Source organism: Paenibacillus sp. J5 (genome assembly GCF_054955055.1).
On the sequence record NZ_JBUEDD010000011.1, the window covers coordinates 128,691 to 152,618 of the forward strand.

The window sequence follows — 23,928 nt, forward strand, 5'->3', positions numbered from 1 at the left end:
CCCGTTTTTTATTATAGCCTATTTATGAAAAAAAACAATGGAGATATACTATAGCTATGCCAAAAATAGTCGATCATCATCAACGCAAGGAACAGCTTGCCGAAGCTGCCTGGCGCATCATCCGCCGCGAGGGGCTGGACAGTGTGTCCGTGCGGCGGGTCGCGAGCGAGATCGGGATGTCGCTTGGGTCGGTAAGACATTATTTTCATTCGCAGGATGAATTGCTCACCTTCTCTATGGAGCTGGTCTCTCGCCGAGTCAACGAACGCATCCTCAACTCTCCCTACACTGGAGATATTCGACAGGACATGGAGAGAGTTATCTGGGAAATGATGCCACTGGATGAGGTGAGGCGGGGCGAAGCCGAGATTTGGCTCGCCTTTGCGGGACGAGCCTCCTCGGATGAGTCCGTAGCTGCGATTAGCTTATCAGTTCACCAGCAGATTCGTGAGGGGCTGGAGAAGTTCATCCGTCTGCTGGTTGAGCAGGGACATGCTGCCTACGGAGAGCTTGATGCTGATTTTGAAGCGGCACGGCTGCATGCGCTGGTGGATGGGTTGGTTGTCCATGCGATCACACGACCGGAGCTCATCACTCCCGAGCAGATAAAGGACATCGTATCGCGTCATCTGGATCATCTATTCGCTCGCTAGATTGACTGCGACGCTACTCTTCATCCTTGTGACTGCGCCGAGAGACGTAAGCTGGCCCCCACCACCCGAGCGGCCAGCTCTATCTGTCCGGCTGTCTCAGGAAAATGATCTTCACGCCAACCACCTGCTGCTGCGCATCCACCCTGTAATACGCTCCATACGTCCCGGCTCCCATCCCGGTGCGCGATACCGTTCCACCAGGAATCACCCCTGAATCCCGTGCCTCTATCAGATGACAACAGTCCGTGTACCACTGGCTGTCTGCCGCTTCATGGTCTGACTCTGTCCCAGAAACGCGATAGGATGCCCGATCAAAGATACCAGCCTGTCCGCTGACAGCACCTACAATGAAGGGACACTTCACCCAGTCTCCATCCTCTGTACCGTGCTCCGTATGAAAGGCTATCAGAGAAGCACAAGCCTCGCCCCAATTTTCCAGCTCCATCCACTCGGACACCGCCTGCCATGTGCCGTTTCTGACGGGTGATGCGACACCCATAATGGTACTCTCCCTGTTCAGCTCATGGCATGGATCAGCCACAACAAGCTCTCCCGAGCTCACGATGAATTGTCCTAATGCTATCCTCATTTTGTATACCTCCTGCATGGCTCCATGTAACCCGCGCGAGATGGCGGGCAAGACGTTGGCTCTATCTTACCACACCTTCCCGATCCATCCTCTGCGAATTCTGCTCATTTCACTAGAATCGACATTTGCGCGTCAGACTCCCGATTTTTAGTGTACAATCGTAAGGACAGCATAGAATGATAGACAGATGCTGATGCGCAGAGAGCGCATATGAATCCGATCCGAAGGAGATGAAGTCATCATGTCAGTAGGAGTGCTTGCCCATCTGTTTGGCAGCCTGCCGTACCGCAGGCTTGCGGAGGAGGTGGCAGCAGCCGGCTTCTCCCATGTGCAGCTTGCGCTGTGGAAGGCGGTCAGCGATGTTGATTTTAGCAAGTCCGGTATGCTAAGCCCAGGCCTTGCACAGGAGCTGGGGCAATCCTTCGCCCGGCAGGGCGTATCCATATCCGTGCTCGGCTGCTATGTGCACCTGTTCGACAGAAATGTGGAGAAGCGCCGAGAGAATGTGGCACGCTTCAAGGAGCTGCTCCGTTACGCCAGTTGGATGGGCTGTCCGATCGTTGCCGCTGAAAGCGGTGTTAATCCGGGTGGGGACTACACCGAGGAGGACTGGCGCGCGATGCGGGAGACGCTGGAGGAGCTGGCAGCCGAGGCGGAGCGATGGGGCGTATTCGTCGGCATGGAGGCCGCTGACCGCCATCTGATCGGCACTGCCGAATCGCTTAACAGACTGCTTGAGGAGGTCCCCTCGTCTAACATTGGCGTCGTCCTTGATCCGGGCAATCTGCTGAACGAGGATAATTTCTCCCGGCAGGATGAAGTGATCGAGCAGGCCTTCGAGCTGCTGGGCAATCGCATTATCGCATGTCATGCGAAGGACAAGCTGATGACGCCGGAAGGCACGCTCGTCACAGTTGCGCCGGGTCAGGGGCAGATGAACTATGAGCTGTACATGGAACGGCTGCAGCAATATAAGCCGCATGTCCACATTATTATGGAAGCGGCATCCCGATCTGAGATGACGGCTTCAAAGCAGTATATCGATTCGATTCGCGCGCGGTATTCGGCCAGTTCGCATCTATAGCATTCCATTCCTACCCGATTCTGTTGACAGCAGCGGCAATATAAGCAGCCGCTGCTGTCATACAAACATCGCGGATATGTGTCTAAAATGCGATGTTTCCCCCCCGTTATGGCCTTCTCCAGCAAATCTTCACTGCCTCAACATATGTTCAACTCCTTCCCGTTGCAATAGTTCATGAATATCAGAAATGTTCAATTGTCTGTTGTAGAGCGCTTTGGTTATGTTTAGAGAGAAAATTGTTAGCGTCTCTCCGGGCGCTTCAGCCTGCTGTATCACTCGATTAGCCCTCAAGCCCCCGCAAAGTAATGAAAATTAAATGTTATTGACAACGCTTACATACGGAACCGCATTTCCTTGACGGGATGACGGCACCGAGGGCGGCAACGGATGGTTGAAGCTTCGGAGACGAACGATGAAGGAGGTCCAGTGAACTGTCATGGAACAACATCAATCTAAATCATCATCGCCGCGTACACGTAAAAAATGGGTAGCCCTGTTGCTGTCCATCACTATGGTGCTCAGCCTGCCTCTTCCGGCGATTACAGCCGCGGAGCCTGCTGCTCAGACACAACAGGCGCAAGAGGAAGCAACCAGCACAGATCAGACAAATGCAGCCTCGCAGGAGGAGGCTCAAGCCCCGGACTTGGAGGAGCAGCCAGAGCAAGTTCAAGCTGGCGAAGAGCTAGATCAAGAAGGTCAGGAAGGTCAGGCAACGGAAGAATTGCCTGTGGAGGAGCAGGAGGCCAGTGAAGCAGAGCCGCTGCAACTGAAGGCGCTTGTCGCTGACGGCCCTACGGAAGCGGAGCTGGAAGCCAACGATTATATCTTGTACTTTGTCAATGCAGGGGATACGACTCCGGCTACAGCAGAGAGCGGCGATAAGCTCGGCCTGTTCGCCAGCTCGACCGAGCAGTCTTTCGGTGCAGATAGCGTTACGGGCAAGCAGTGGGGGCTGCGGACAACGACGACCTCCACGTCTACCTCGGACGCCTCCAGCAAGACCGGGACGCTGCGCTACTATAATGGCCCACAGACAAGAGATAAAGCCATCCAATATGATTTTGAGCTGCCTGAGGGTAAATATGATGTGACCTTCGGCTTCTTCAACCCATGGAGCGATCGGAGTGTCAATCTGATTGCCGAAGGGCAAAACTTAAGCGGCGACTACGCCATCGGCAGCAAGGTGCTGCGCGAATTCGTCTACCGTGGCCTGTCCGTGACGGACGGAACGCTGAATGTGGCCGTGCAGGGACCCGCAACCGGGACTCCGAATCAATGGAACGACCCACTCATCAACTATATCATTATCCGCAAGCACAATGTGATGGAGTACAGCCAACTGCAAGCCTTGATCACTTCGGCTGGAGCGCTGGCGAACAATCCCGACTATTCCGTCTATTCCGTCCAAGCGCTGAAGAAGGTACTCGCAGATGCTCAGCAATTTCTGGATACTGCTCAGCAGAATAACACCGATGTGCTGACGGTACAGAACGAGCTGTATACCTGGCGCAGCAGCATCCTGAAGGCGCAGGGCGCGCTCGAGGCGGCGCCGGTCTATAGCTCCTTCCGTCCAGGTGAGGTATGGAAGGATACGAACGGCGCGCCGATTCAGGCACACGGCGGCGGTATTCTGTATGATGAGAACACGCAAACCTACTATTGGTATGGTGAGGATAAAACCACCGGGTATTCCCCGACATTAGGTGTGCATGTCTACAGCTCGAAGGATCTGTATAACTGGAAGGATGAAGGGATTGCGCTGACTGCAATCAAATCGATGGAAGAGTTCGAGTCTGATCCGCTCATCTCCAAGCTATATGATGGGCGTGCTGACAAGGACGACATCTATAACGACATCGGGTCGACGCGTGTTCTGGAGCGTCCGAAGGTCATCTATAATGACAAGACGAAGAAATATGTCATGTGGCTTCACACTGATGGCCCGAGCACAACCTCGAACGCGAACTATGCCAAGGCCGAAGCGGGCTATGCACTGAGCGATTCCCCGACAGGGCCATTCGTATATGGCAAGAGCGAGCGGCTCGACCGTGCACCGGCCGACGCCGAATATAACGGACAACCCAATCAGCCAGGCATGGCACGCGATATGACCTTGTACAAGGATGACGACGGCACTGCCTATATCATCTACTCCAGCGAGGAAAACATGACCATGTACATCTCCAAGCTGAACGATGCCTATACGGATGTGACCGGCTGGCACAAGGACGGCAAGGAAGAGCGCGATGCGGAGTACAAGGCGGTATATGGCGAGGACTACGTGCGTGTGTTCCCCGGAGCACAGCGTGAAGCGCCAGCCGTGTTCAAGTACAACGGCAAATATTATATGATCACCTCCGGCGCCACAGGCTGGGATCCGAACCCAGCACGCTACACCGTAGCCGACAGTTTATTCGGGACGTGGCAGCCGATGCGCGACCCATCGATCGGACCGCTGGCTTCGACCACCCATGGCTCGCAGAGCACCTATGTTATTCCGATCGACCCGGCCAACGGCAAATTCGTCTATATGGGAGACCGATGGAAGGTATCTGACTTAGGAGACTCCCGCTATATCTGGCTACCGCTGGAGTTCGGCCCGAACAATCAGTTGATGCTGAAATGGTATGATGAATGGCAGTTGCCGCTGCTGGACTCGATGGGCAGCATCGAGATTGTGAGCACGCTGCCTGCATCCGTACAGGTCGGCAAGCCTCCAGTGCTGCCAGCACAGATTCGAATCAAAAAGGGTCAGGGCGGTAGCGAGCAATTGACCGCGGTGAACTGGACGCTCGACGCGGCAAGCTTCAACAAGCCGGGACGCGTCACCGTGCGTGGCGTACTGCCTGAGATGGCGAATAAGGAAATCTCGATTGCTATGGACGTCGTGCCATATAACACGGTCTACTTCGTTGACTCTGGCGGCGCGCCGACTACAGATGATGGCTCGGCTACTGAGTACGCAGCATGGCTCAAGCTGATGGGCGACTCGGTTCTGAATGCCGGCACGCCTGACCAGCAGTACAATCCTGCTGCTGGCCAAACCTGGGGCTACGTTGGTGATGCAACGAACACTTCAGGCAGCGCATCGGATGATATATTCGCGAATCTGCGCTACCTGACCAGCAACGCGGGCGACGACCTGTCCTACAGCTTCGATGTCGAAGATGGGGTCTATTCCGTCTACGTCGGCCTGTACGATCCATGGTCTCAATGGTCCAACGGTAAGCGCAAGGCCGATATTATCATTAACGAGCAAAAGGTGCATGAGACGTACACCTTCACCAGCGCCAAGGATGTGCTCGACTTCCGCAACCTTACTGTAGAAGGCGGCAAGCTGGATGTTACGGTTCGTCGTTCGCCTCTTGCCGGAGCATCCAGCTCCGACCCGCAGATTAGCTGGATTATGGTATCCCGCGAAAAATCCGCGCAGGAGCTGGCAGACGGACTGGTTATTGCGGCCCCAGCACTGGGCGCAACGGAGCTCACACTGCCGGAGATGCCAGCAGGCTACTCGCTGGCAATTACGGGCACAAGCCAACCGAAGGTCATCTCGGTGGACGGCAAGATCACACAGCCAAGCCGCAATACAGAGGTTGAACTGACACTTGTCGTTACACGGCAATTGGACAATTCGACAGGCACGGTCACACGCAAGGTTGTCGTGCCATCCAAGCAAGCGCCATATTATCCTTCGACTGGCACTAGCGGCTCGACCCCAGGCACAGGTACAGATGGCCCCGGCAACGCTGGTACAGGCACAGAAGGCACTACACCGGGCAATCAAGCGGGTGCCATCGTCATCGATGCCCCTTCCATAAGCGATCATACTGCTACCGTCACGCTGACGGCCAAGGCGGTAGAGAAAGCGTGGGAGAGCAGCAGCACGGCTGTCCTTGACCGTAGCGGGCAAGATCAGGCCAGCTCCTGGATCGTGAAGCTGCCTGTTGCTACGCTGGGCAAGCCGGCTGACGGCAAGCAGTTGCAGATTAAGACCGATCTCGGCGTAGTGACATTGCCTGCGGGCTGGCTGGCTGGCATGGCCAACTCTTCCGCTGAATATGTCGATCTGCAGATCGCGCCAGTGGCCGGTACGGATGCCACAGACAAACCAACGTTCGAGCTGAAGCTCCAGATGGATGGCAAGCCAGTGGAGCCGGGTCAAACGACTGGTCAGCTCACGGTGACACTGCCCTACAAGCTTGCCGCAGGCGAGCAAGCCGCACCGCTCGTTGCCGGACAACTGAATGACGCAGGCGAGGCTACGCCGCTCGTGTCCTCCCGCTACGATGCCAAGACAGGCACACTGACCTTCCTCGCGGATGGTCCAGGAAGCTACAGCGTCATCTATAATAACCGCAACTTCAACGATATGAGCAACTATGGTTGGGCTAGCATGGCTGTTGATGCTCTCGCTGCCAGAGGCATCATCAACGGCGTGTCCGCTACAGACTTCAGCCCTGCTGCCCAGGTGACACGTGGTGATTTCCTTCTCATGCTGACGCGCGCACTTGACCTGCGTGCAGGGAAGAGCGGCACCGCATTTGCAGATGTAGCGGCTACCGATTATTGGCACGACGCCATCATGACAGCGCGTGAGCTGGGCATAGCTGACGGCAAGGGCGGCAATCGCTTCGATCCGAGCGGAGAGATTACCCGTGAGGATATGTTCGTGATGACCTACCGTGCGCTTGCCGCAGCCGGCAAGCCGGTAGTTGGAGCAGCGGATCAGTTGGGCGGCTTCTCCGACGCATCCGCCATCTCCAGCTACGCCAGCGAGGGCACTGCTGCGCTGATTCATAGCGGCATCGTTAATGGCAGCGGAGGCAAGCTGAATCCGCAAGGTGTTGCCATCCGCGCCGAGGTAGCCGCAATGATCTATCGCTTAACCCAGGCTGTCTATGGGGATGGTGCAAGCAACTAGAGCCGTGAAGTAAGCGTGAATGATGTCTGTACGTCGGCTGTTCCGCTGGTCGTCCGCCTATCCGCTGTGCGGGTGGTCACAGCCGACTACAAGTGCCAATAGCACGAGAGCAATGAACAGCAAGTCCTCTATATCCATAGGGCCGCGAGCTGCCCTTTGTATGTAATAAGCACACTTTACCAGCACACCCCGGAATTGCTGATCAAACAGCATTCTGGGGGGTGCTTTTTGATGATTTTCGACCTTCATTCCCCAAGAAATCCAATCTTATGTCAAATAACTGGTTCCCTTTACCTACTTGTCTAGTTTTTGTTTAGAACAATATAGTACAATTGTCATATAGAATACTGCATTGATGTCTGGTTGAAGATTATGACAGACACGGCAGTTCAACATTCCGGTTCTCCATCAATTTGTCGAAATGAAGGAATACAGGTCGAGCAAGAAGGCCAGAAGTCAGCAGTGAAATGGCTGAATGGGCCCATTCCACATGCTTCGACCAATTGATAGAATAGGAATGAATGACGAGATAAGGGAGAAGATTAAGCCTTGAATGAGGAAAATGTAACCAGAACCAAACGCTCTCGAGGCAAGGGCTCGCTCAAGAAGAAGATCCTTGTCTCCTTGTATGCCGTAACCATGGTCACTCTTGTCATTATTTGCGGAGTATTATACAACAAGTACCTGAATCAGGTGGATTCCAACCTGAGTCATGTAGCTGCTGCAGGCAAGAATAACGGAAGCGACTCCATAACGGGAACAGCCAGCCCAGATAACAGCCTGAACGGATCGGACGAGTCGACCTCCGGCGATTCACCCATCGTCGCTGACGATGCCTCGGCACCTAAGGGCGGTGACCCTGCAACTACGCCGGTGACTCCAGATACGCCAGCCAGCGAGCCGGCTACACCCGTCAAGGTGGAAGAGAAGACGCCAGCTAAGACATCCAGCACCAGCTTACCGTCCACAGGCGGAGCTGCCGGCTCGAAGGCTGTCGTCCGTGTAGCTGCACCCAAAGAGACCTCCACTGTTCCAGCAAAAGATACAACGGCTGACCCTTCCGCAGTCGATACCCAAGGAGGCACAAAAGTAGACGATCAGCCTGCCACCTCCTCGAGCGGGAGCAAGCAGCAGGTGAAGCTGCCTACCACTTACGTTGTTCAGAAGGGGGATACGCTGAGCATTATTTCCGAGAAGTTCTATCATTCCAAGGAATATTTCTCTGTCATCGCAGAGCATAACAACATATTGTTCATCAATGACATGAAGGTGGGCGATACGCTGAATATCCCGGCATTGCCGGCTGGCAGCGGCAAGAGCAGCTCTTCATCATCCAAGCCAGACTACTCCAAGGTGACGCTGCCTGCGACCTATCTTATTCAGGCGGGCGACACGCTATCGAGCATCTCGCAGCAATTCTACAAATCGAAGAGCCATGTCGAGCTGCTCGCCAAGGAGAATAACCTGGATGTCAATACTGGACTGAAAGCGGGCAGTCACTTGACGATCCCGGCTCTGGACAGCGCCGCAACAACTGAAGGAGCTAGTGCAAGTGGGTCTAGCAAGTCGAACGACTCCACAGGCAATTCGTCCAGCACTGGCACATCCACAGGCAGCGGAGCCGTTGTGGACAAGCTCGAGAAGGACAGCGCTGATGAATATGAGACGTCCGATCATACAGTCGCCAAGGGCGAGACGCTGTATAGCATCTCCAGAACATATTATGGCTCCAATGAATATGCAAGCTTTCTTGCCGATTACAACCATGTTGTCGATATGGATAATGTGAAGATCGGTACCGTGCTTAAAATTCCGAAGCTCAAGTAAGCAGAGCAGAGCCTGTGACCGACACCCACCGGTGAAATGAGTGCTTCATTGATGTGCAAGGCACACAAGTCGTTCACACGATCAGAGGTGCCCCCTCACCTGCACAATAGGCTCTGAGCGATCATGAGCAGCATGAGTCTGAGTAATAATGCCTGTAGCCAGCAGCCCCGCCGATTCGGCGGGGCTGCTAGCTGTGTATAATCTGACATGGGCAACGTTCATTTCGTATGGAGTCGCTTATCACTTTACTTTTCCATCCAATTATTACATGAAATTAGCACTAATTTCTGAGGTAGAAATCCACTGTCCTTCATAGTATATTATTATGGTAACGCTTTCATTTTTTAGTATATTTCACATTTCGAGGGGGGTTTACGTAATGAAACGCCAAGGAAAAGGACTCATGCTGCTCATGACACTGTTGCTTCTGTCACTGCTTGCATCCGGGCTGGCCAGCGCAGCGCCACAAGCAGGAAGCAGCCCAGTGCAAGCTCTCAGTACAAGTCCGATGCAGAACTATGTGGATGCGATGCAGCCCGGCTGGAATCTAGGCAACAGCTTCGATTCCGTGGGGCTGGGCGGCACCTCCAATCCGTCCGGCGAGGACGAGACGGCATGGGGCAATCCGATCGTCACCCAGCAACAGATCCAGCAGATTGCTAATCAGGGCTACAAGAGCATCCGCATCCCGATCACCTGGGAGCACAAGCTGGGGACAGCACCGAGCTACACGATTCAGCCTGCCTACCTGAACCGGATTGAGCAGGTCGTGAACTGGTCGCTGAATGAAGGACTATATGTCATGATTAATATTCATCATGATTCATGGAGCTGGGTGAACAATATGGGCAATCAGCGCACCCAAGTATTGAACCAGTTCAATAAAATCTGGGAGCAGGTTGCGGATCGCTTCAAGAACCATTCCAACAAGCTGATGTTCGAGAGCATTAATGAGCCACAATTCAGCAGTTGGGGCTGGTATGGCCAGCAAGAGATGCTGGACACGCTCAACAGCTCCTTTCACAGCATCGTTCGTGCCTCTGGCGGGGAGAACGCCACACGGCCGCTTGTACTTCCTACGATGCATACCTCATCCGAGCAGCAGCATCTGGATGCCTTGTACAATTCCATCATCTCGCTTAATGATCCTAATCTGATCGCTACGGTGCACTACTATGGCTTCTGGCCATTCAGTGTCAATATTGCAGGGGTCACTCGCTTTGATGAGCAGACCCGAGCCGACATCATCTCCTCCTTCGACCGGGTGCACAATACCTTCACTGCCCGTGGCATTCCGGTGGTCGTGGGGGAGTTCGGCTTGCTGGGCTTTGATCAGCATACGGGTACGATTGAGCAGGGAGAGAAGCTGAAATTTTTTGAGTATATGATCTACTACGCTCAACTCAAGAAGCTCACGCATATGCTATGGGACAATGGGCAGCACTTCAATCGCTTGACGTTCCAGTGGAAGGATCAGCAACTGTTCGACATGATGAAGGCAAGCTGGACTGGCCGCTCAGCAACAGCCAGCACCGATCTGATCTTCATCAAGCAAGGACAATCTGCCGCCGACACCCCTGTTACGCTGGCTCTGAACGAGCCAGGCAATCAGTTCCTGGGGCTATCCGTTAATGGAGCCAGCCTGAATCCGGGCACCGACTATACCTTGAACTCCGGCGTACTAACCTTCAAGGCCGGACTGTTGAACAATCTGACAGCCGGCAAGCCGCTCGGACATAAGACCGTCATCAAAGCCTCCTTCAGCAAGGGAGCGAGCTGGCTCTTCAACGTCATCGTGTATAACACGCCTTCCCTGTCTGCCGCGTCCGGCCAGACGAGCAGCTTCGCGATCCCGACCTCCTTCAATGGAGATCAATTGGCGACGATGGAAGCCGTCTACCCGAATGGCAGCAACGCCGGACCGCAGAACTGGACCTCCTTCAAGGAGTTTGCTTATACCTTCGAGCCATCCTATGGCAGCAACCAGATTGTGCTGAAGCAGAACTTCTTCAATGATGTAAACAACGGCACCGTCATTCTCAAATTCCATTTCTGGAGCGGAGCCGTCATCCAGTATACCTTGAACAAGAGTGGGAACTGGGTGAGCGGTACGCCTTAACGAGCGCTTCCCATCCTCCTGCCCTGCAAGCAATAGCCGGGAGACCACGGCCACAGCCCTTGCGCCACTCTGTGGCGGCAGATTGCGGATCACATGCGGCGGCGTAACGGCATAATACCCTTGTGGCCCTGCATCACCACGCTACATCTTGCAAAGAAGACGCCTGAAGGCCCATTGAAGCAGTGAGCCGTGTTCCCTTGCAGGACACGGCTCACAGGCGGGTCAAGGCCTCTTACTCATGGGTTAGACCGCTTAGAACAACAGGACTGCTGAACAGTGCTTGCGTGAGCACGCACAGTCTTACAGATGGATTGCTGCCTACTTGAAGGAGGCGTTCAGCTTCTCGAACAACTCATCAACTGCCTGCTCGGCCAGATACGGCCCAAAATTCCATTTGTTCCGCGCTACATTGATGACGCGTCCCTCCGTGATGGCAGGAACCGTCTGATAGATCGGCTGCTGGAACTCCGCCTCCATCTGCGCGAGCTCCTCCTCATTCATCTGGGTGAAGAAATAATCTGCTCCCGGATGAACCAGCGTCTCCAGCGAGATAACCCCGCCTCCATCCGCCATCGATTTGAATTGCTCTGGCAGCGCAAAGCCAAGGTCGCCATAGATCAGCTTGCCTAGCGTGCCGCCCTCTCCTCCCAACAGCACCTCGCCTTTGTACAGAATAAAGGATACAGCCGTTGTCCCCGCTGGAACGTGGATGACCGCCTGCTCGCGCAGCGTCTTGAGCTTGTCCTCGAACTTCGTAATCCAGGCCTCCGCCTGTTCCTTGCGATTCAGCACATCCCCGATCGCGCGCAGGGTCGGCACAACATCCGCATCACCGCCCCAGGAGATCGCTACCGTAGGGGCAATCTGCTGCAGGCTGTCATAGACACTCGGCTCATGATATTCCGGCAGCAAGATCAGATCAGGGTCGAGTGCGGTTATGGTCTCCACATTGCCCAGCCCATCTCCGATGCTAGGCACATCCGCCATCTCCTTAGGGTATACATCCAGCACCATCTGATCCGATCCGACTGGCTTCATGCCAAGCGGCAGCAGATAACCGCCATACGTCAGCGCGACGACCCGCTCAGGCCGTGTCGGAATCTCCACTGCACGACCCCGAGCGTCCGTGTATGTACGAGTCTGTGCAGTTGTCGTCTCCTCCTGCTGAGCAGGCGTCTGGCCGCTTGGGCTGCCGCTTCCTGCCGTCTCTGTCTTGGCTCCGCCTCCTCCGCATGCGGCAACAAGCATCGTAAGGCTGAGCAGCAGCACAGCGGTCAATATGCGATTATAACGGGTATTCATCTCATCCACTCTCCAGGCTATGGTTTGTTGATAATGATTCTCTTTATTAATATAGCCTTTGCTTGCCTGGGGAGCAATTAACAATTCGGATGTATTTTTAGTACAGATTGAACCTGTATGAAGGCTCCGCAGCTTGAATTGTGCGGGCGTAACCCCGGTATTTTTCTTAAAGAGTCTGCTGAAATAATACATATCTGTGTAGCCGACGCTGCGGGCAATATGTGACACCGGCGCATCCGAGCGGGCGAGCAGCGACTTGGCCTGCTCCATCCGCAGTTGCATGACGTAATCGAGCGGGCTGCGTCCGTACTTGCGTTTGAACACCCGCGCCAGATAGCGGGTACTGTAATGAAAGCGCTCAGCCAGCATATCCATCCCTAGAGGCTGGTCATATACCTCATGCAGATGTCTGGCGATCTGCGAGGCGAGATCTGGCGGCTCGGCCTGTGCTCCGGCTTGCCTGAGCTGCTGGAGCAGCTCATAGACAAATTGGTAGAACAGTCCCATTGCCTGCACTCTCTCCAGCTCCTCGCCCGATTGCCAGCAGCGACGCAGCCGCTCTGCTAATGCCTGCAAGGAAAGCGGGTAACTGGGCTGAAAGCTATATTCGTGTATGGAACTATCGAGCCCTACTTGCCCTGAAACCATCTCCATGTCACGACCAACTCGCTGCTGCTCATCCAGCGGCTTATACAATATGAGCTCATAGTCAAAAGAGCCTCGCACTCCTTCAATATGCAGCGTGGCTCCCTTGCCCCCATGGAGTACAACAGGAGCCGTCCCCCATTGCTCCGCCTTGCCTAGAGACACTCTGGCTTCTCCGTCAGTCACAAGCACGAACGCAAATGCCGGTAGACGGTAGGCCACGCGCTCACCCGGCTGCAGGCTGGCGTGGCGTATATCGAGCAGCCGCACCGTTTGACTGCTCCATGCTGCCGCAATCTCCTTCCATGTCATCATCTGGCTCTCACTGCCCTCCCTGCGCCCCATCCTGATATTCTCCGCAGTAGCCCGAAGCAGCCACTATCGATGCTGCTCATACACAGCGGCCTTGCTGATCCGCCGGATCAGCTCTACCTCCTCTGCGGACAGGGGAGCAGTAGCCGCAGCCGCGACATTGTCACGAAGCTGCTCACACGAGCTGGCTCCCGGAACGACAGCCGCTACGGCAGGATGATGCAGCGAATAGCGCAGCGCAAGCTGCGTCAGGCTTCGGCCTGGCCGCTCCAGCTCGGCAAGCTGCTCGCGAAGCTGGCGCAGCTCGTCAAGCTCGTAGCCTGCCACGCCCTTGACAGGCTCCCGCCTGGCAGCCAGCGCCCCGCTTGCGAGCGGCCCGCGGGCAATGACGCTAATCTGCCTGTCCTGCAGCAGGTTCAGCACACTCTCCTCTGCACGACGGTCAATGATGCTGTACGAATTCATCACACTGGCCACATCTGAACGACTAGCATATTCCCGAATGACATTGGGACGAATCGAGGAGATGCCGTAGGCTCTGATCCAGCCCTCCTGCTTCAATTGCTCGAAGGCTTCGATCGTCTCATCGATCGGATCGTCGATCGTACCGCCATGCAACTGATATAGATCAATATAGTCCGTATTTAATCTTCTCAGACTGTCCTTGACAGCCGACAGGATATACGCCTTGGAAGGGTCCCAGCTCCATCCCTCCTGTCCAGGGATTCTGCGGTTGCCGACCTTGGTCGCCAGCACCACCTGATGCCTCCTGCCCTGGATGGACTTGCCCACCAGCTCCTCATTGCGTCCGCTGTCATACAGATCAGCGGTATCCAGCAGGTTGACCCCCAGCTCCAACGCCTCATGGATGATCGCTACAGCCGCTTGCACCTCCGTGCCCAGCGACATGCATCCCAGGCCGATCTCGCCGACCAGCACATCCGAATTGCCCAATCGATTCTGCTTCAATCTGATCTCCCCTTCTTCATATTTCATGCTCCGAACGACATTGCTCTGTCTGTCATTATAGCATAACCTTGCCGGAGCTCAGCAGTGGAACACGAAGAATCACGGGATGTCATGTGGATAAGTTTAAGAATATGGTGGACAATCTAAAATGCCATGTGGATAAAATACGGGATAACGGGGATAAAATGTGGATAAGTAATGAAAATGACAGAATTCACGCTCAATTTCTGTGGATATTAGGAGCGAAGGATGTGGTATACCTTTAATTTACAATCATCAGGGGCGAGCAGCGCCAGCCACTCCACCCCCACTATCCGCTCAAGTCTACTAGGACGTGCAGAAGCCTTATCGGACGACAACCGACTGCTCCGCCCCTCCTTGTCGGCATGCAGCCAGATGGCGATCAAGCCGTTCCTTCTCCATCCCGGCGAGCATCACGATGCCGATCCCATGCGTATCGTTCAACAGCCATGGCAGATCATCTCTGTAATAGGCCGCCGTATAGGAGTAGCCAGAGCCGCGGCATACGCCGTACACGTTGCCTGTCCGGTCAATCGCGCGGCGACATAGCCCTTCCCAGCCGCGCTCGACCGCCTGAATGCAAGCCTCTCTCACCGTCCCGTCAATCCAGCCGAGCCTCACCGCGCGGGCAAAGGAATAGACGAACATCGAGGTACAAGACGCCTCCTCATACGACTGCGAATCATCCAGCACCTGATGCCATAGCCCATGCTCCCCTTGGAGCCGAAGGTATCCCTCGCACAGCTCCACGAAAAATGCGAGCAGCCATCCGCGCTCCGAATCCTCCTGCGGCAGCTCGGCAAGCAGCTCCGACAGCGAGAACAGCACCCAGCCGTTGCCCCGCCCCCAGGCGATCTCGGTCGCCTTCCCACGGCGGTAATCGATCACATGCGACATGAGCTGCTGCTGCGCAATATATAGCGTCTCCTTATATAGTCTGAACTGTCTGGCCGCATCGTGCAAATAGCCAATGTCGCCGCTCACGCGGTAATAGCGACATAAATAAGGTACGCTCATGTACAGATCATCGCACCAGGCAGTGCCGACATTAAGGCGCTGTGGATCAGGGGTACGGTACAGCATTCCATCTGGTCTGCGCGCCTGCTCGCTGCTGATATATGCGGCGATCCGCTCGGCCAGTTCATCGCAATGAGCGATGCCGACACGCTGATCCGCAAGCAGCATGACCGCGCCGAACGAGCCGCAATCATCGAGACTGTCCAGCGTCGCCATCGTATGCATCACCGCCGAGGCGCCAAATTGCTCCTTATCCCATAGCGCGTAGCGGTAATGGCTCGTGCACAGCTCAATATGTCGCTTGGCATACTGCATATATTCCGCCCGGCCAAGCTCCGCCCCCGTCTCCAGCAGCCCGTACAGCGTCACGCCCAGCGGGTAATTCCACTTGCCGAACAATGGATTCTCGGCATAGATGCGAACCCAAGTATCCGGCGCATCCAGCCGCCAGAACACCTCCCCGCCAGCTAGCCCCGGATACACGGTGCACAGACGATCGGCAGGCGAGTCATGCTCCGGCCCGCGTTCCTCCAGCGGCAGCGGCCCCAGATAGAGCCAGCCATCTGCGGCGCCATGCACCGGCACCGGCGTCGTCTGCTCCACCCCGGATGGAAGCGGCTCCAGCTCAAAGCCCCAGCCCGCTGGCCCGCTGACGCAGCGTAGCAGCAGGTCGGTACGGCTGGCCCGCGGCTTCACCTCCACCGTGAACGGCCCCGGCTCCTCCACCTCAGCCTGCGCCTGCCCATCTACATATACCGTCAACGGCCCATAAGCGATGCCCGCCAGCCGAACGCCAGCCGGCTGGTTCCCTAGCCCGCGCAGTTGCGTCCAGCCGTAGGCGATTATACCGTCACCAACAGCCGCCATACCGCCATCGCCATCTGTTGTACCCTCCCGATCTGCTCCTTTCAGTTCGTCCGCCGCAGTGCCGTATAGGCGCATGATTGCCCCTTGCCCGGCCGCTTGCTGCGCGCTCCAGCTCGTATCTGGATACCAGCGGACACCCGTCTCGGCCTCCGACAGCCCCGCAGCGGGAATGAAGGCCAGCTCCTTGGTGAGCGGCTCAGAGTAGATCCACCCCTCCTGTCCTTCGCGCTCCTGCGAGGGCATGAGCAGATGCAGCGGCATGCTCTTGTAGGTTGCGGTGCCGAAGGTGCCTCCACAGCCTGTCGATGTATAGATAAAGCGCAGCACCAGATGGTTCCAGCCCTTGCGCATCGGGATGACCAGCGTTGCCCGATAGTCCGGGATATTCTCGTCCATCAGCGTCGTCCTATAGAACAGCTCTCCATTCACATACAGCCTTGCCGGACTGTCCGTCTCCAGTGCAAATCGCAGCTCTGTCTCTGCCTCGCACCACAGCTTGGACCATGCATAGATATACTGGCCGATGCAAGCATCCTCCAACCGGTCTGCCAGATCGAACACATAGCGATAATCCTCCTGCCTTCGAATACCGCGTTTGCTGTAAGCGCGATATGTCATCGGATGCGGCGGGTGGTTGCCGATATATCGTCCCGCCACCGTCTCCAGCACCTCGCTCACACGGCCGCCCGTCTTGGCGAATACACTCTCTTGCGCCTCTATATAGGCCATACTCCATCCCTCCTGTACTGCTGCAGCTTCCGATAGCTGCTTCTCTAATTAACCCCTGCTTAACCCCGTGCGGGGATACCTCCCTTGCCAAGGGCGAATCAACGCCATCAACCTGCTCTCCCCCAACAAGCGCCACGTAGACACAGCCGGAAGCCCCGTCCCGGCTGCGCCGCCTGGCGGCTAGTAGCTGCGATTCAATTCACGGTACTGGCTTGGGGTGATGCCTTCATATTTCTTGAAGATGCGGTTAAAGTAGGTATGCTGATAGCCTACTCCTGTCGCAATATCATGAATTTTGCGATCCGTCTCGCGCAGCGCCGTCTTCGCCTTTTCCAGTCGCAGATGGGTCAGATAGTCGATGAAGGTCGTGCCAGACACTTGCTTGAACGCACGGCTTAGCGTATAAGCGCTCGTACCGAATTGCTCGGCGCACCAATCGAGCGACAGCTCAAAGCTCATATAATGATCACCGATCAGCAGCATCGTCTTCTCTACCATCTGCTTCAAGTGATGATCCTGCTTACTGATCAGCTCGCGCACATACGGCCCCACAACCTTGTGGCGGAACCAGTCCAGCATCTCCTCCGGGCTGTTGCAGGCAGCAAGTTGCTCGAACAGATTGCTGCCCCCGAACAGCCGGATCGGATTGGTACCGGAATGCAGCATGGCATATTGCAGGCTGCCCAGTAATTGGAGCATCCCTTGCTGTACGACCAGCTTGGGCGCTCCACCCTCTGCCAGCTCGCCCAGGAAGCTCTCGATCAGCTCTGCGGCCTCCTCCTCGGAGCCGATGCGAACCGCATGAATGATCTCCTTCTCCAGCGAGAACGGATAGCTGAAATCCCCGGCAGCCGTTGCGCGCTTCTCCAGCCCATCCACATCGATAATTTGGCTGCCGCCGCGCACATCGACATAATTTTGCGCATGGCGCGCCTCTTCAAACAGCAACGGCAAATGCCTAACCTGCGTGGATGACTTGCTCATTGTCACGGTCATCTCCAGCTTGAGCGCACGCTCGGCCGCCTCGATCCATTCCTCGGCAAGCTCCGCCAGCTCGGAGCGCAGCTCCTTATCCGGCAGCTCCTCCGGGAAGGCAAGCAGCAGTCCGAGCGACAGATCGTGGAAGTTCAGCACCTGGAACGGCAGTTGCTGCGGCTCCAGCAGCTCGGCGATGATATTGACGGCGGCGAAGGTCACCAAGTCTTCATCACCTGGCAGGAAGCGACCCTCCAGGCGGGAGAAGCCTGCCAGTTGAATATGCACCACCACTAGCTGCCGACCCTCCACCTCCCAGCCATACTGGCGCAGCCGCTCCCGCAGCTCGCGCTCTGTCTGCGAGAACAGATAGCCCTGCACCACCTGCAGGAGCAAGCCCTCGCGCATCTGCGGCACATGAGCGGCCAGCTTGCCCATCAGCTCCTGCCGCTCGCTCGTCAGATGCTTCCACTGGCGCTCGATCAGGTCGAACTCATCGCGGTTGTCCGCCGTGCTGCGCTGCTCTCCCTCCTTGGCCAGCATGCCCATCAGCCGGCTGATGGGTGAATACAGGCGAAGCGATGCGCCCCAGGATAGCAGCAGTGCCAATAGCAGGCCGCAGCCGCTGACCCACAGCATGAGCCGCGAGACGAACAACAGCGGCGCCGTAATGGCTGACAGCGGAGCGGCCGACACATACGTCCATGCTTCCCCCAGCCGTGAGAATGATCCGGTGAACACAGAATAGACCGCGCCTTTGTACTCGTAGAGGAAGGAGCTGGAGCCGCGGGGCGGATCGGATGCGGACTCATCTGGCGTCTTCGCCCTCTGCTCCAGATAGGCCGCGCGTATCGCCTGCTCCAGCTCGCCTGCTGTGCCTGCACTCAGGAAATGTCCGTCCTCCCCGCTCAGCAGAAAGGTCGTGCCGCCCTCATAGGGCGTCAACGTATTCATTAGTCGGCTTAGCCACTCATAGTCGATAACAGCGGCAATATAACCGAAGGACTCCGCCCCGCCGCCCGGAACCTTCGTAATGAGCGTCATGCCCGGCGATCGCCATTCCTTGCCCGTGAACGATTGAAACTGATCGGTCCAATATTCGATGCGGGCATGATCCAGCCATCTGGCGTACTTGTTGCCTCCCTGCTCCGTTGATCCCTTCGATCCCTCTGGCTCCTCCGGCTCCCGCGAATCCCTCAGCTCATTCGTCCGCTCTGCTCGTGCGGCCAGATCGAGATAGACCTCCTTGCGAAATACGAGCGGACGCGGCTGCTCCAGGTACAGCTCCACGCTCGACACGAGTGGATGAGAGCCCTCCATAATGAGCAACGTCCGGTAAATGTCATGAATCTGCTCGTAGTTGTAGACAAAATCGAGCCGCTTGAGCTTGTTGTCAAACTGCGAGTCGAACGACCATTGAGAAAAGAGCATCTCCAGGTAAGAGAATTGGTCATCAATATTGTCCGCCCGCTGCTGTAGCTGATTGGCGTGCAGCCGTTGCAGCTCGGACTCAATCTGCTTCGTAGACGACCAGTAGATGACCGTTCCGGTCACCAGTCCCGGAATGGAGGTCACCATCAAGAGCAGCACGAGGCTCTTCCAGAAAAACCGCCGTGATTGCCTTCGCCTGGCCGTCCATCCCCTTAGCCCCGTTCTCTTGATGTCACCCATTCCCCATTCCTGCCCTTCTCTACACATAATCGTCCATGTCTTATTCCCAGCGTCAGCGGCTCACATCTATGTTGCAGCACCTCACACCTATGCTGCAGCGCCCCACGACTATGCTGCAGCGCCCCACGACTATGCTGCGACGCCTCACACCTATGTTGCAGAGCCAGCCATGAAGTTGCCCCAACGGTATATCACAATACAGGCCAGCGGCTGGAGCACTGGGCTGCATCAGGCTATTCGGTGCGCTTCTTGTAAGCCTCGGTCATCTCCTCGCTCATCTTCACCATGTCGGCATCGGCTGCCAGCTTGGCGACCAGCTCGTCCCAAGCCTCAAGAGGCTCGCGACCGAGTATAATTTTCGTCTTCAGATCAACGATCTTCTTCTCCAGCTCGGGCAGCGCCTTCTGCGCCGTCGGCGAGTAGAGACCGATCGATATATCAGCCACGCTCGTCTTCGCGCGCTCATCCTGTATCGACTTGTATAACGCATTGGACTCCTCGGAGAAGAACGGCTTCATCGAGCTCGCATACGGATCAGCCACATACAGAATCTGGTTCAGATCAGCCACGCTATCCGCCAGCATCTTCTCGGTATTGACGACGGGCTCGCCGTTCTCCAGCGTATGATGCACGCCCTCGATGCCATAGGTGTTCAGCTTGAACACATCGGGATTCATCCAGGTGTCCAGCACCTTGAGGATGCGCTTCATCTTGTCCTCTGGCACAGACTTCGGAATAGCCATTACGCCCGAGAAGCCTGCTCCCTTGGGATTGTAGCCGTTAATTGAGGTGACCGGATAGAAATCGGTAGCCTGCACCTCTGGTACGATCTTCTTCAGCTCATCCAGATAGTCGCGCTGGGTGCCCGCCTTCTCGACGATCAGCCCGAGCTTGCCCGCGCGGAACATATCCTTGATCTGCGTACCCTTCAAGGAAGCAAAATCAGCCGGGATCAGCTTCTCATCATAGGCCTGCTTAATAAATTCCAGCGCGTCGCGCACCTCAGGCAACTGAGAGCTATGCGTCATCCGGCTGCCGTCCCATTTCCAGTTGCCATTAACGCCTGTAAAGCTATGCTCGATATAACTGAGCGAGCCATACGGCATATCCGCGCGCGCCGGCTCGATGTAGGCGCCATAGCCCGCTGTATCGGGCTTGCCATTGCCATCAGGATCCTGCGTTACAAACGCTTTCATAACCTGATACAGCTCATCGGTCGTCGTTGGTACCGGAAGTCCTGTCTTATCGAGCCAATCCTTGCGCAGCAGGAAGAAGCTGTCGGCCTCAGATGGGCGTGGGCGCGGTATGGCATAGTTTTTGCCATCGGCCATCTTGGTCAGGTTCCACGCCGTCTCGCTGATACCGGCTGCCAGATTCGGATAGTCGGCAATATACGGCCCCAGCTCCCAGAAGGCGCCCTGCGCGGTCATCGTGCGGAACATGGTCGAGAAGGGATCATTAATGTAGATCAGATCAGGAATATCTCCCGAAGCGAGCGTCACATTCAGCTTGTCAGTGTAGTTGTTGGACGAGATCCACTGCACCTTCATCTTCGAGTTCGTCGCCGTCTCGACGGCTGCCTTCACCAGATTGTCATCCGACATCGGCTGCTGGCTGAAAAAATTCGTCATGACGGTAAATTCAACCGGCGGCTCCCCGCCAGCAGGCTGGGCGGCGCCGCCCTCCGCTGCACCACTGCTATTTCCTCCGCTCTGACCGCAGGCGCTTAACACGAGCGTAAGCGCAAGAACAAGACCGAGCCACGTTTTTCTGTTTTTCATAGTATACCCCTCTCTTTTCACGATTGGAATGATAAGTTAGCCTACTCCTTACCCTTTGATAGAGCCCACCATCGCACCCTTGGCAAAATACTTTTGCAGGAACGGATAGACACATAGGATCGGCAGCGTAGAGATGACGACAGCCGCCATCTTCAGCATCTCCGTCGGCGGCGTCTCCACATAGGAGGAGGAGGTCAGCTCGCTGTTGGAGGACGAGATCAGCAAATTCTGGAGCAGCACCTGAATCGGCCATTTGGCCGAATCATTGAGATACAGCAGCGCATTGAAGAACTGATTCCAGTACCCTACCGCATAGAACAGCCCGAAAGCGGCAATTGATGGCAGCGACAGCGGCAAAATAATACGTAGCCAGATCATCAGGTCATTACACCCGTCGATCGCTGCGGACTCCTCCAGCTCAGCGGGCAGACTGTCGAAAAAGCCCTTCATCAGAATAACATTCCAGCCGCTGGCCAGTGCAGGGAAAATCAGCGACCAGATGCTGTTCATCAATCCCAGCTCCCGCACGAGCAGGTAATTGGGAATAATGCCCGGACTGAACAGGATCGTGAACAGGATCATCAGCAGGATGACACGACGTCCACGCATCCGCTTGCGGGACAGGGCATAAGCCAGTGAAGCGGTAATCACAAGACTGCACGCCGTGCCGACGACCGTCAGGAAGACGCTATTGCCCAGCGAGCGGACAAAGGCGGTGGTCGATAGCAGATACTGATAGGCGGTAAAGGAGAAGCTCTCTGGAAATAGCACAAAATCCTTGGTCAAATATTCAGTAGAGTCCGTCAAGGATACAACAAGCACATAATAGATCGGAAAAAATGTAGCGATAGCGACCAGGCCGAGCACAACATAATTCAACTTGTTGAACAACCGGTCGCCGAACGATTCAATCATGCTCTCCCCTCCCCAGCGTAATGGATACCTGTTCTTTGCAATGCACGGTAGTGTACGGTGATGCGAAATGATTACGAATGGTGTTGCGCGTTCACGCACCTTGATGTGCGTGTTGACGAACAGCGTTACGCGTTCACGCACCTTGATGTGCGTGTGGACGAACAACGTTGCGCGTTCACGCTCCGACATGTGCGTGTTGACGAACAGCGTTGCGCGTTGACGCACCTTGATTTGCGTGTGGACGAACAGCGTTGCGCGTTGATGCACGGTTAGCCCATTTTAGTAGATGCCGTCCTCGCCGAATCTTTTCGCCAGCTTGTTGGAGAGCACGACGAGCGTCAGACCGACAACGGATTTGAACAAGCCGACGGCTGTGCTGAAGCTGAACTGTCCCTGCTGGATGCCGACACGATAGACATAAGTATCAAATACCTCAGCCACATGGGATACGGCGCCGTTATACATCAGAAACACCTGCTCGAACCCGACATCCATCATTTGCCCCAATCGCAAAATGAGCAGGATAAGCACCACATTGCGAATGCCCGGTAGCGTGACATGCCACATCTGGCGCAGCCGACTCGCGCCGTCCATCCGCGCCGCCTCATACTGCTGCGGATCGATGCCTGCAATGGCCGCCAGGAACAGGATCGTTCCCCAGCCCGCCTCCTTCCAGATCGATTGGGCCGTCAGCATCAGCCAGAACCCGTTCGGATTGGTCAGAAAGTCGATCCGCTCCAGTCCGACCGCGGCGAGCATCTTGTTGAACAGCCCCTCCCCTGTAGCGAACAGCAGGAAGGTTAGGCCTGCAATTACGACCCATGACAAGAAGTGCGGCATATACACAATGGACTGCACGATACGCTTATAGGACTGAATGCGTACCTCATTGAGCATGAGCGACAGCACAATAGGAAGGGGGAAGAACAACACCAGACTCATCAGATTGATCGCCATCGTATTGCGAAACAGCAGCCAAAAGTCCGGGTGAGCGAAGAAGGCGGCAAAGTGCTCGAAGCCGACCCATTCACTGTTGAAGACCCCCATGTACGGCGAGAAGTTCTGAAACGCGATGATGACGCCCCACATTGGAACATATTTGAACAGGATAAAAAAGATCAGGCCGGGCAAAGCGAGCAGATACAGATACTTGTTGCGGCTTAGCTCAGCCCGGAGGGCAGAGCGGCTGCCTGATCGCGTCCGCCCTGCGCCCACATTGTCCGGGACGGGCAGCCGATGGGAAGATTGGTCGGCTTGTGCCATGCGCAGCTCTCCTTTCTCAGCATGAGCATGCTGCAGCCCTCTCACTAGGATGTGTATGCCAGCTCCGACAGGAGCAGATGGTGAAGGCAACATTCTCACATAGTATGAATGGGGATGCTAGCTGTCGTAGCAAGGCGTGAGCCTCTGGCTCTTGGCTGGACGATTGTGCACCCTCGCCAGCCTGCAACGATGCCTGCGGCAAGAGGCTCCGCGCGTCCCTTCTTGCCCTCCTGCGAGCAACACTCGCTGTCGCCTGTCATCGTTG

13 protein-coding genes are annotated in these 23,928 nt (G+C 55.9%); 5 read left to right on the forward strand and 8 right to left on the reverse strand.

All coding sequences use genetic code 11. The features are described 5' to 3' along the window. The first annotated feature begins 56 nt into the window (after positions 1 to 56). Entirely contained in the window at positions 57 to 653 is a 597-nt protein-coding gene (locus tag ACY1JZ_RS19850; protein WP_462630655.1) for a TetR/AcrR family transcriptional regulator, read from the forward strand. A gap of 79 nt (positions 654 to 732) precedes the next feature. On the opposite strand, the gene ACY1JZ_RS19855 is transcribed toward ACY1JZ_RS19850, so the two are convergent. Continuing rightward, entirely contained in the window at positions 733 to 1,242 is a 510-nt protein-coding gene (locus tag ACY1JZ_RS19855; RefSeq protein ID WP_462630656.1) for a DUF4241 domain-containing protein, read from the reverse strand. Positions 1,243 to 1,483: 241 nt separating this feature from the next. Here ACY1JZ_RS19855 and ACY1JZ_RS19860 point away from each other — a divergent pair, with 241 nt between their 5' ends. The 4 genes from ACY1JZ_RS19860 to ACY1JZ_RS19875 all read left to right on the forward strand — a co-directional run bounded on the left by ACY1JZ_RS19860 (position 1,484) and on the right by ACY1JZ_RS19875 (position 11,196). Continuing rightward, the gene (locus ACY1JZ_RS19860) at positions 1,484 to 2,326 is read left to right on the forward strand and encodes a sugar phosphate isomerase/epimerase family protein (RefSeq protein WP_270167266.1); all 843 of its coding nucleotides are present in this window, start codon (positions 1,484 to 1,486) and stop codon (positions 2,324 to 2,326) included. Between the two features lie 436 nt (positions 2,327 to 2,762). After that, a complete protein-coding gene (locus tag ACY1JZ_RS19865) occupies positions 2,763 to 7,250 on the forward strand; it encodes an S-layer homology domain-containing protein (protein WP_462630657.1) in 4,488 nt (1,495 codons plus the stop codon). A gap of 549 nt (positions 7,251 to 7,799) precedes the next feature. Then, positions 7,800 to 9,077 (forward strand): LysM peptidoglycan-binding domain-containing protein, encoded by a 1,278-nt coding sequence (locus ACY1JZ_RS19870; protein WP_270167264.1) that lies wholly within the window; start codon positions 7,800 to 7,802, stop codon positions 9,075 to 9,077. Positions 9,078 to 9,456: 379 nt separating this feature from the next. Beyond that, the gene (locus ACY1JZ_RS19875; protein WP_462630658.1) at positions 9,457 to 11,196 is read left to right on the forward strand and encodes a cellulase family glycosylhydrolase; all 1,740 of its coding nucleotides are present in this window, start codon (positions 9,457 to 9,459) and stop codon (positions 11,194 to 11,196) included. 318 nt (positions 11,197 to 11,514) lie between these two features. Here the strand turns inward: ACY1JZ_RS19875 and ACY1JZ_RS19880 are convergent, their stop codons facing one another. The 7 genes from ACY1JZ_RS19880 to ACY1JZ_RS19910 all read right to left on the reverse strand — a co-directional run bounded on the left by ACY1JZ_RS19880 (position 11,515) and on the right by ACY1JZ_RS19910 (position 23,663). Beyond that, positions 11,515 to 13,488, reverse strand: a complete 1,974-nt coding sequence (locus tag ACY1JZ_RS19880) for an AraC family transcriptional regulator (protein ID WP_462630659.1) — start codon at positions 13,486 to 13,488, stop codon at positions 11,515 to 11,517. Positions 13,489 to 13,521: 33 nt separating this feature from the next. Further along, positions 13,522 to 14,424, reverse strand: coding sequence for an aldo/keto reductase (locus ACY1JZ_RS19885; RefSeq protein ID WP_462630660.1), 903 nt, complete (start codon positions 14,422 to 14,424; stop codon positions 13,522 to 13,524). Between the two features lie 345 nt (positions 14,425 to 14,769). Then, on the reverse strand, positions 14,770 to 17,058 hold the full coding sequence (locus ACY1JZ_RS19890; RefSeq protein WP_462630661.1) for a glycoside hydrolase family 88/105 protein: 2,289 nt from the start codon (positions 17,056 to 17,058) through the stop codon (positions 14,770 to 14,772). A gap of 180 nt (positions 17,059 to 17,238) precedes the next feature. Then, positions 17,239 to 19,704: a helix-turn-helix domain-containing protein gene (locus ACY1JZ_RS19895; RefSeq protein WP_270167258.1), complete on the reverse strand. Its 2,466-nt coding sequence runs from the start codon at positions 19,702 to 19,704 to the stop codon at positions 17,239 to 17,241. 233 nt (positions 19,705 to 19,937) lie between these two features. Further along, on the reverse strand, positions 19,938 to 21,485 hold the full coding sequence (locus tag ACY1JZ_RS19900; protein ID WP_270167257.1) for an extracellular solute-binding protein: 1,548 nt from the start codon (positions 21,483 to 21,485) through the stop codon (positions 19,938 to 19,940). A gap of 48 nt (positions 21,486 to 21,533) precedes the next feature. Next, on the reverse strand, positions 21,534 to 22,400 hold the full coding sequence (locus ACY1JZ_RS19905) for a carbohydrate ABC transporter permease (RefSeq protein ID WP_270167256.1): 867 nt from the start codon (positions 22,398 to 22,400) through the stop codon (positions 21,534 to 21,536). A 279-nt stretch (positions 22,401 to 22,679) separates the two neighbouring features. Continuing rightward, positions 22,680 to 23,663: an ABC transporter permease gene (locus ACY1JZ_RS19910; RefSeq protein WP_270167255.1), complete on the reverse strand. Its 984-nt coding sequence runs from the start codon at positions 23,661 to 23,663 to the stop codon at positions 22,680 to 22,682. Positions 23,664 to 23,928 lie beyond the last annotated feature (265 nt).

Coding starts and splice junctions, on each gene's coding strand:
- ACY1JZ_RS19910 (WP_270167255.1), bottom strand. CDS start 23,663: ATGGCACAAGCCGACCAATCTTCCCATCGGCTGCCCGTCCCGGACAAT.
- ACY1JZ_RS19850 (WP_462630655.1), top strand. CDS start 57: ATGCCAAAAATAGTCGATCATCATCAACGCAAGGAACAGCTTGCCGAA.
- ACY1JZ_RS19865 (WP_462630657.1), top strand. CDS start 2,763: ATGGAACAACATCAATCTAAATCATCATCGCCGCGTACACGTAAAAAA.
- ACY1JZ_RS19895 (WP_270167258.1), bottom strand. CDS start 19,704: ATGGGTGACATCAAGAGAACGGGGCTAAGGGGATGGACGGCCAGGCGA.
- ACY1JZ_RS19855 (WP_462630656.1), bottom strand. CDS start 1,242: ATGAGGATAGCATTAGGACAATTCATCGTGAGCTCGGGAGAGCTTGTT.
- ACY1JZ_RS19900 (WP_270167257.1), bottom strand. CDS start 21,485: ATGAAAAACAGAAAAACGTGGCTCGGTCTTGTTCTTGCGCTTACGCTC.
- ACY1JZ_RS19880 (WP_462630659.1), bottom strand. CDS start 13,488: ATGGGGCGCAGGGAGGGCAGTGAGAGCCAGATGATGACATGGAAGGAG.
- ACY1JZ_RS19875 (WP_462630658.1), top strand. CDS start 9,457: ATGAAACGCCAAGGAAAAGGACTCATGCTGCTCATGACACTGTTGCTT.
- ACY1JZ_RS19905 (WP_270167256.1), bottom strand. CDS start 22,400: ATGATTGAATCGTTCGGCGACCGGTTGTTCAACAAGTTGAATTATGTT.
- ACY1JZ_RS19890 (WP_462630661.1), bottom strand. CDS start 17,058: ATGGCCTATATAGAGGCGCAAGAGAGTGTATTCGCCAAGACGGGCGGC.
- ACY1JZ_RS19860 (WP_270167266.1), top strand. CDS start 1,484: ATGTCAGTAGGAGTGCTTGCCCATCTGTTTGGCAGCCTGCCGTACCGC.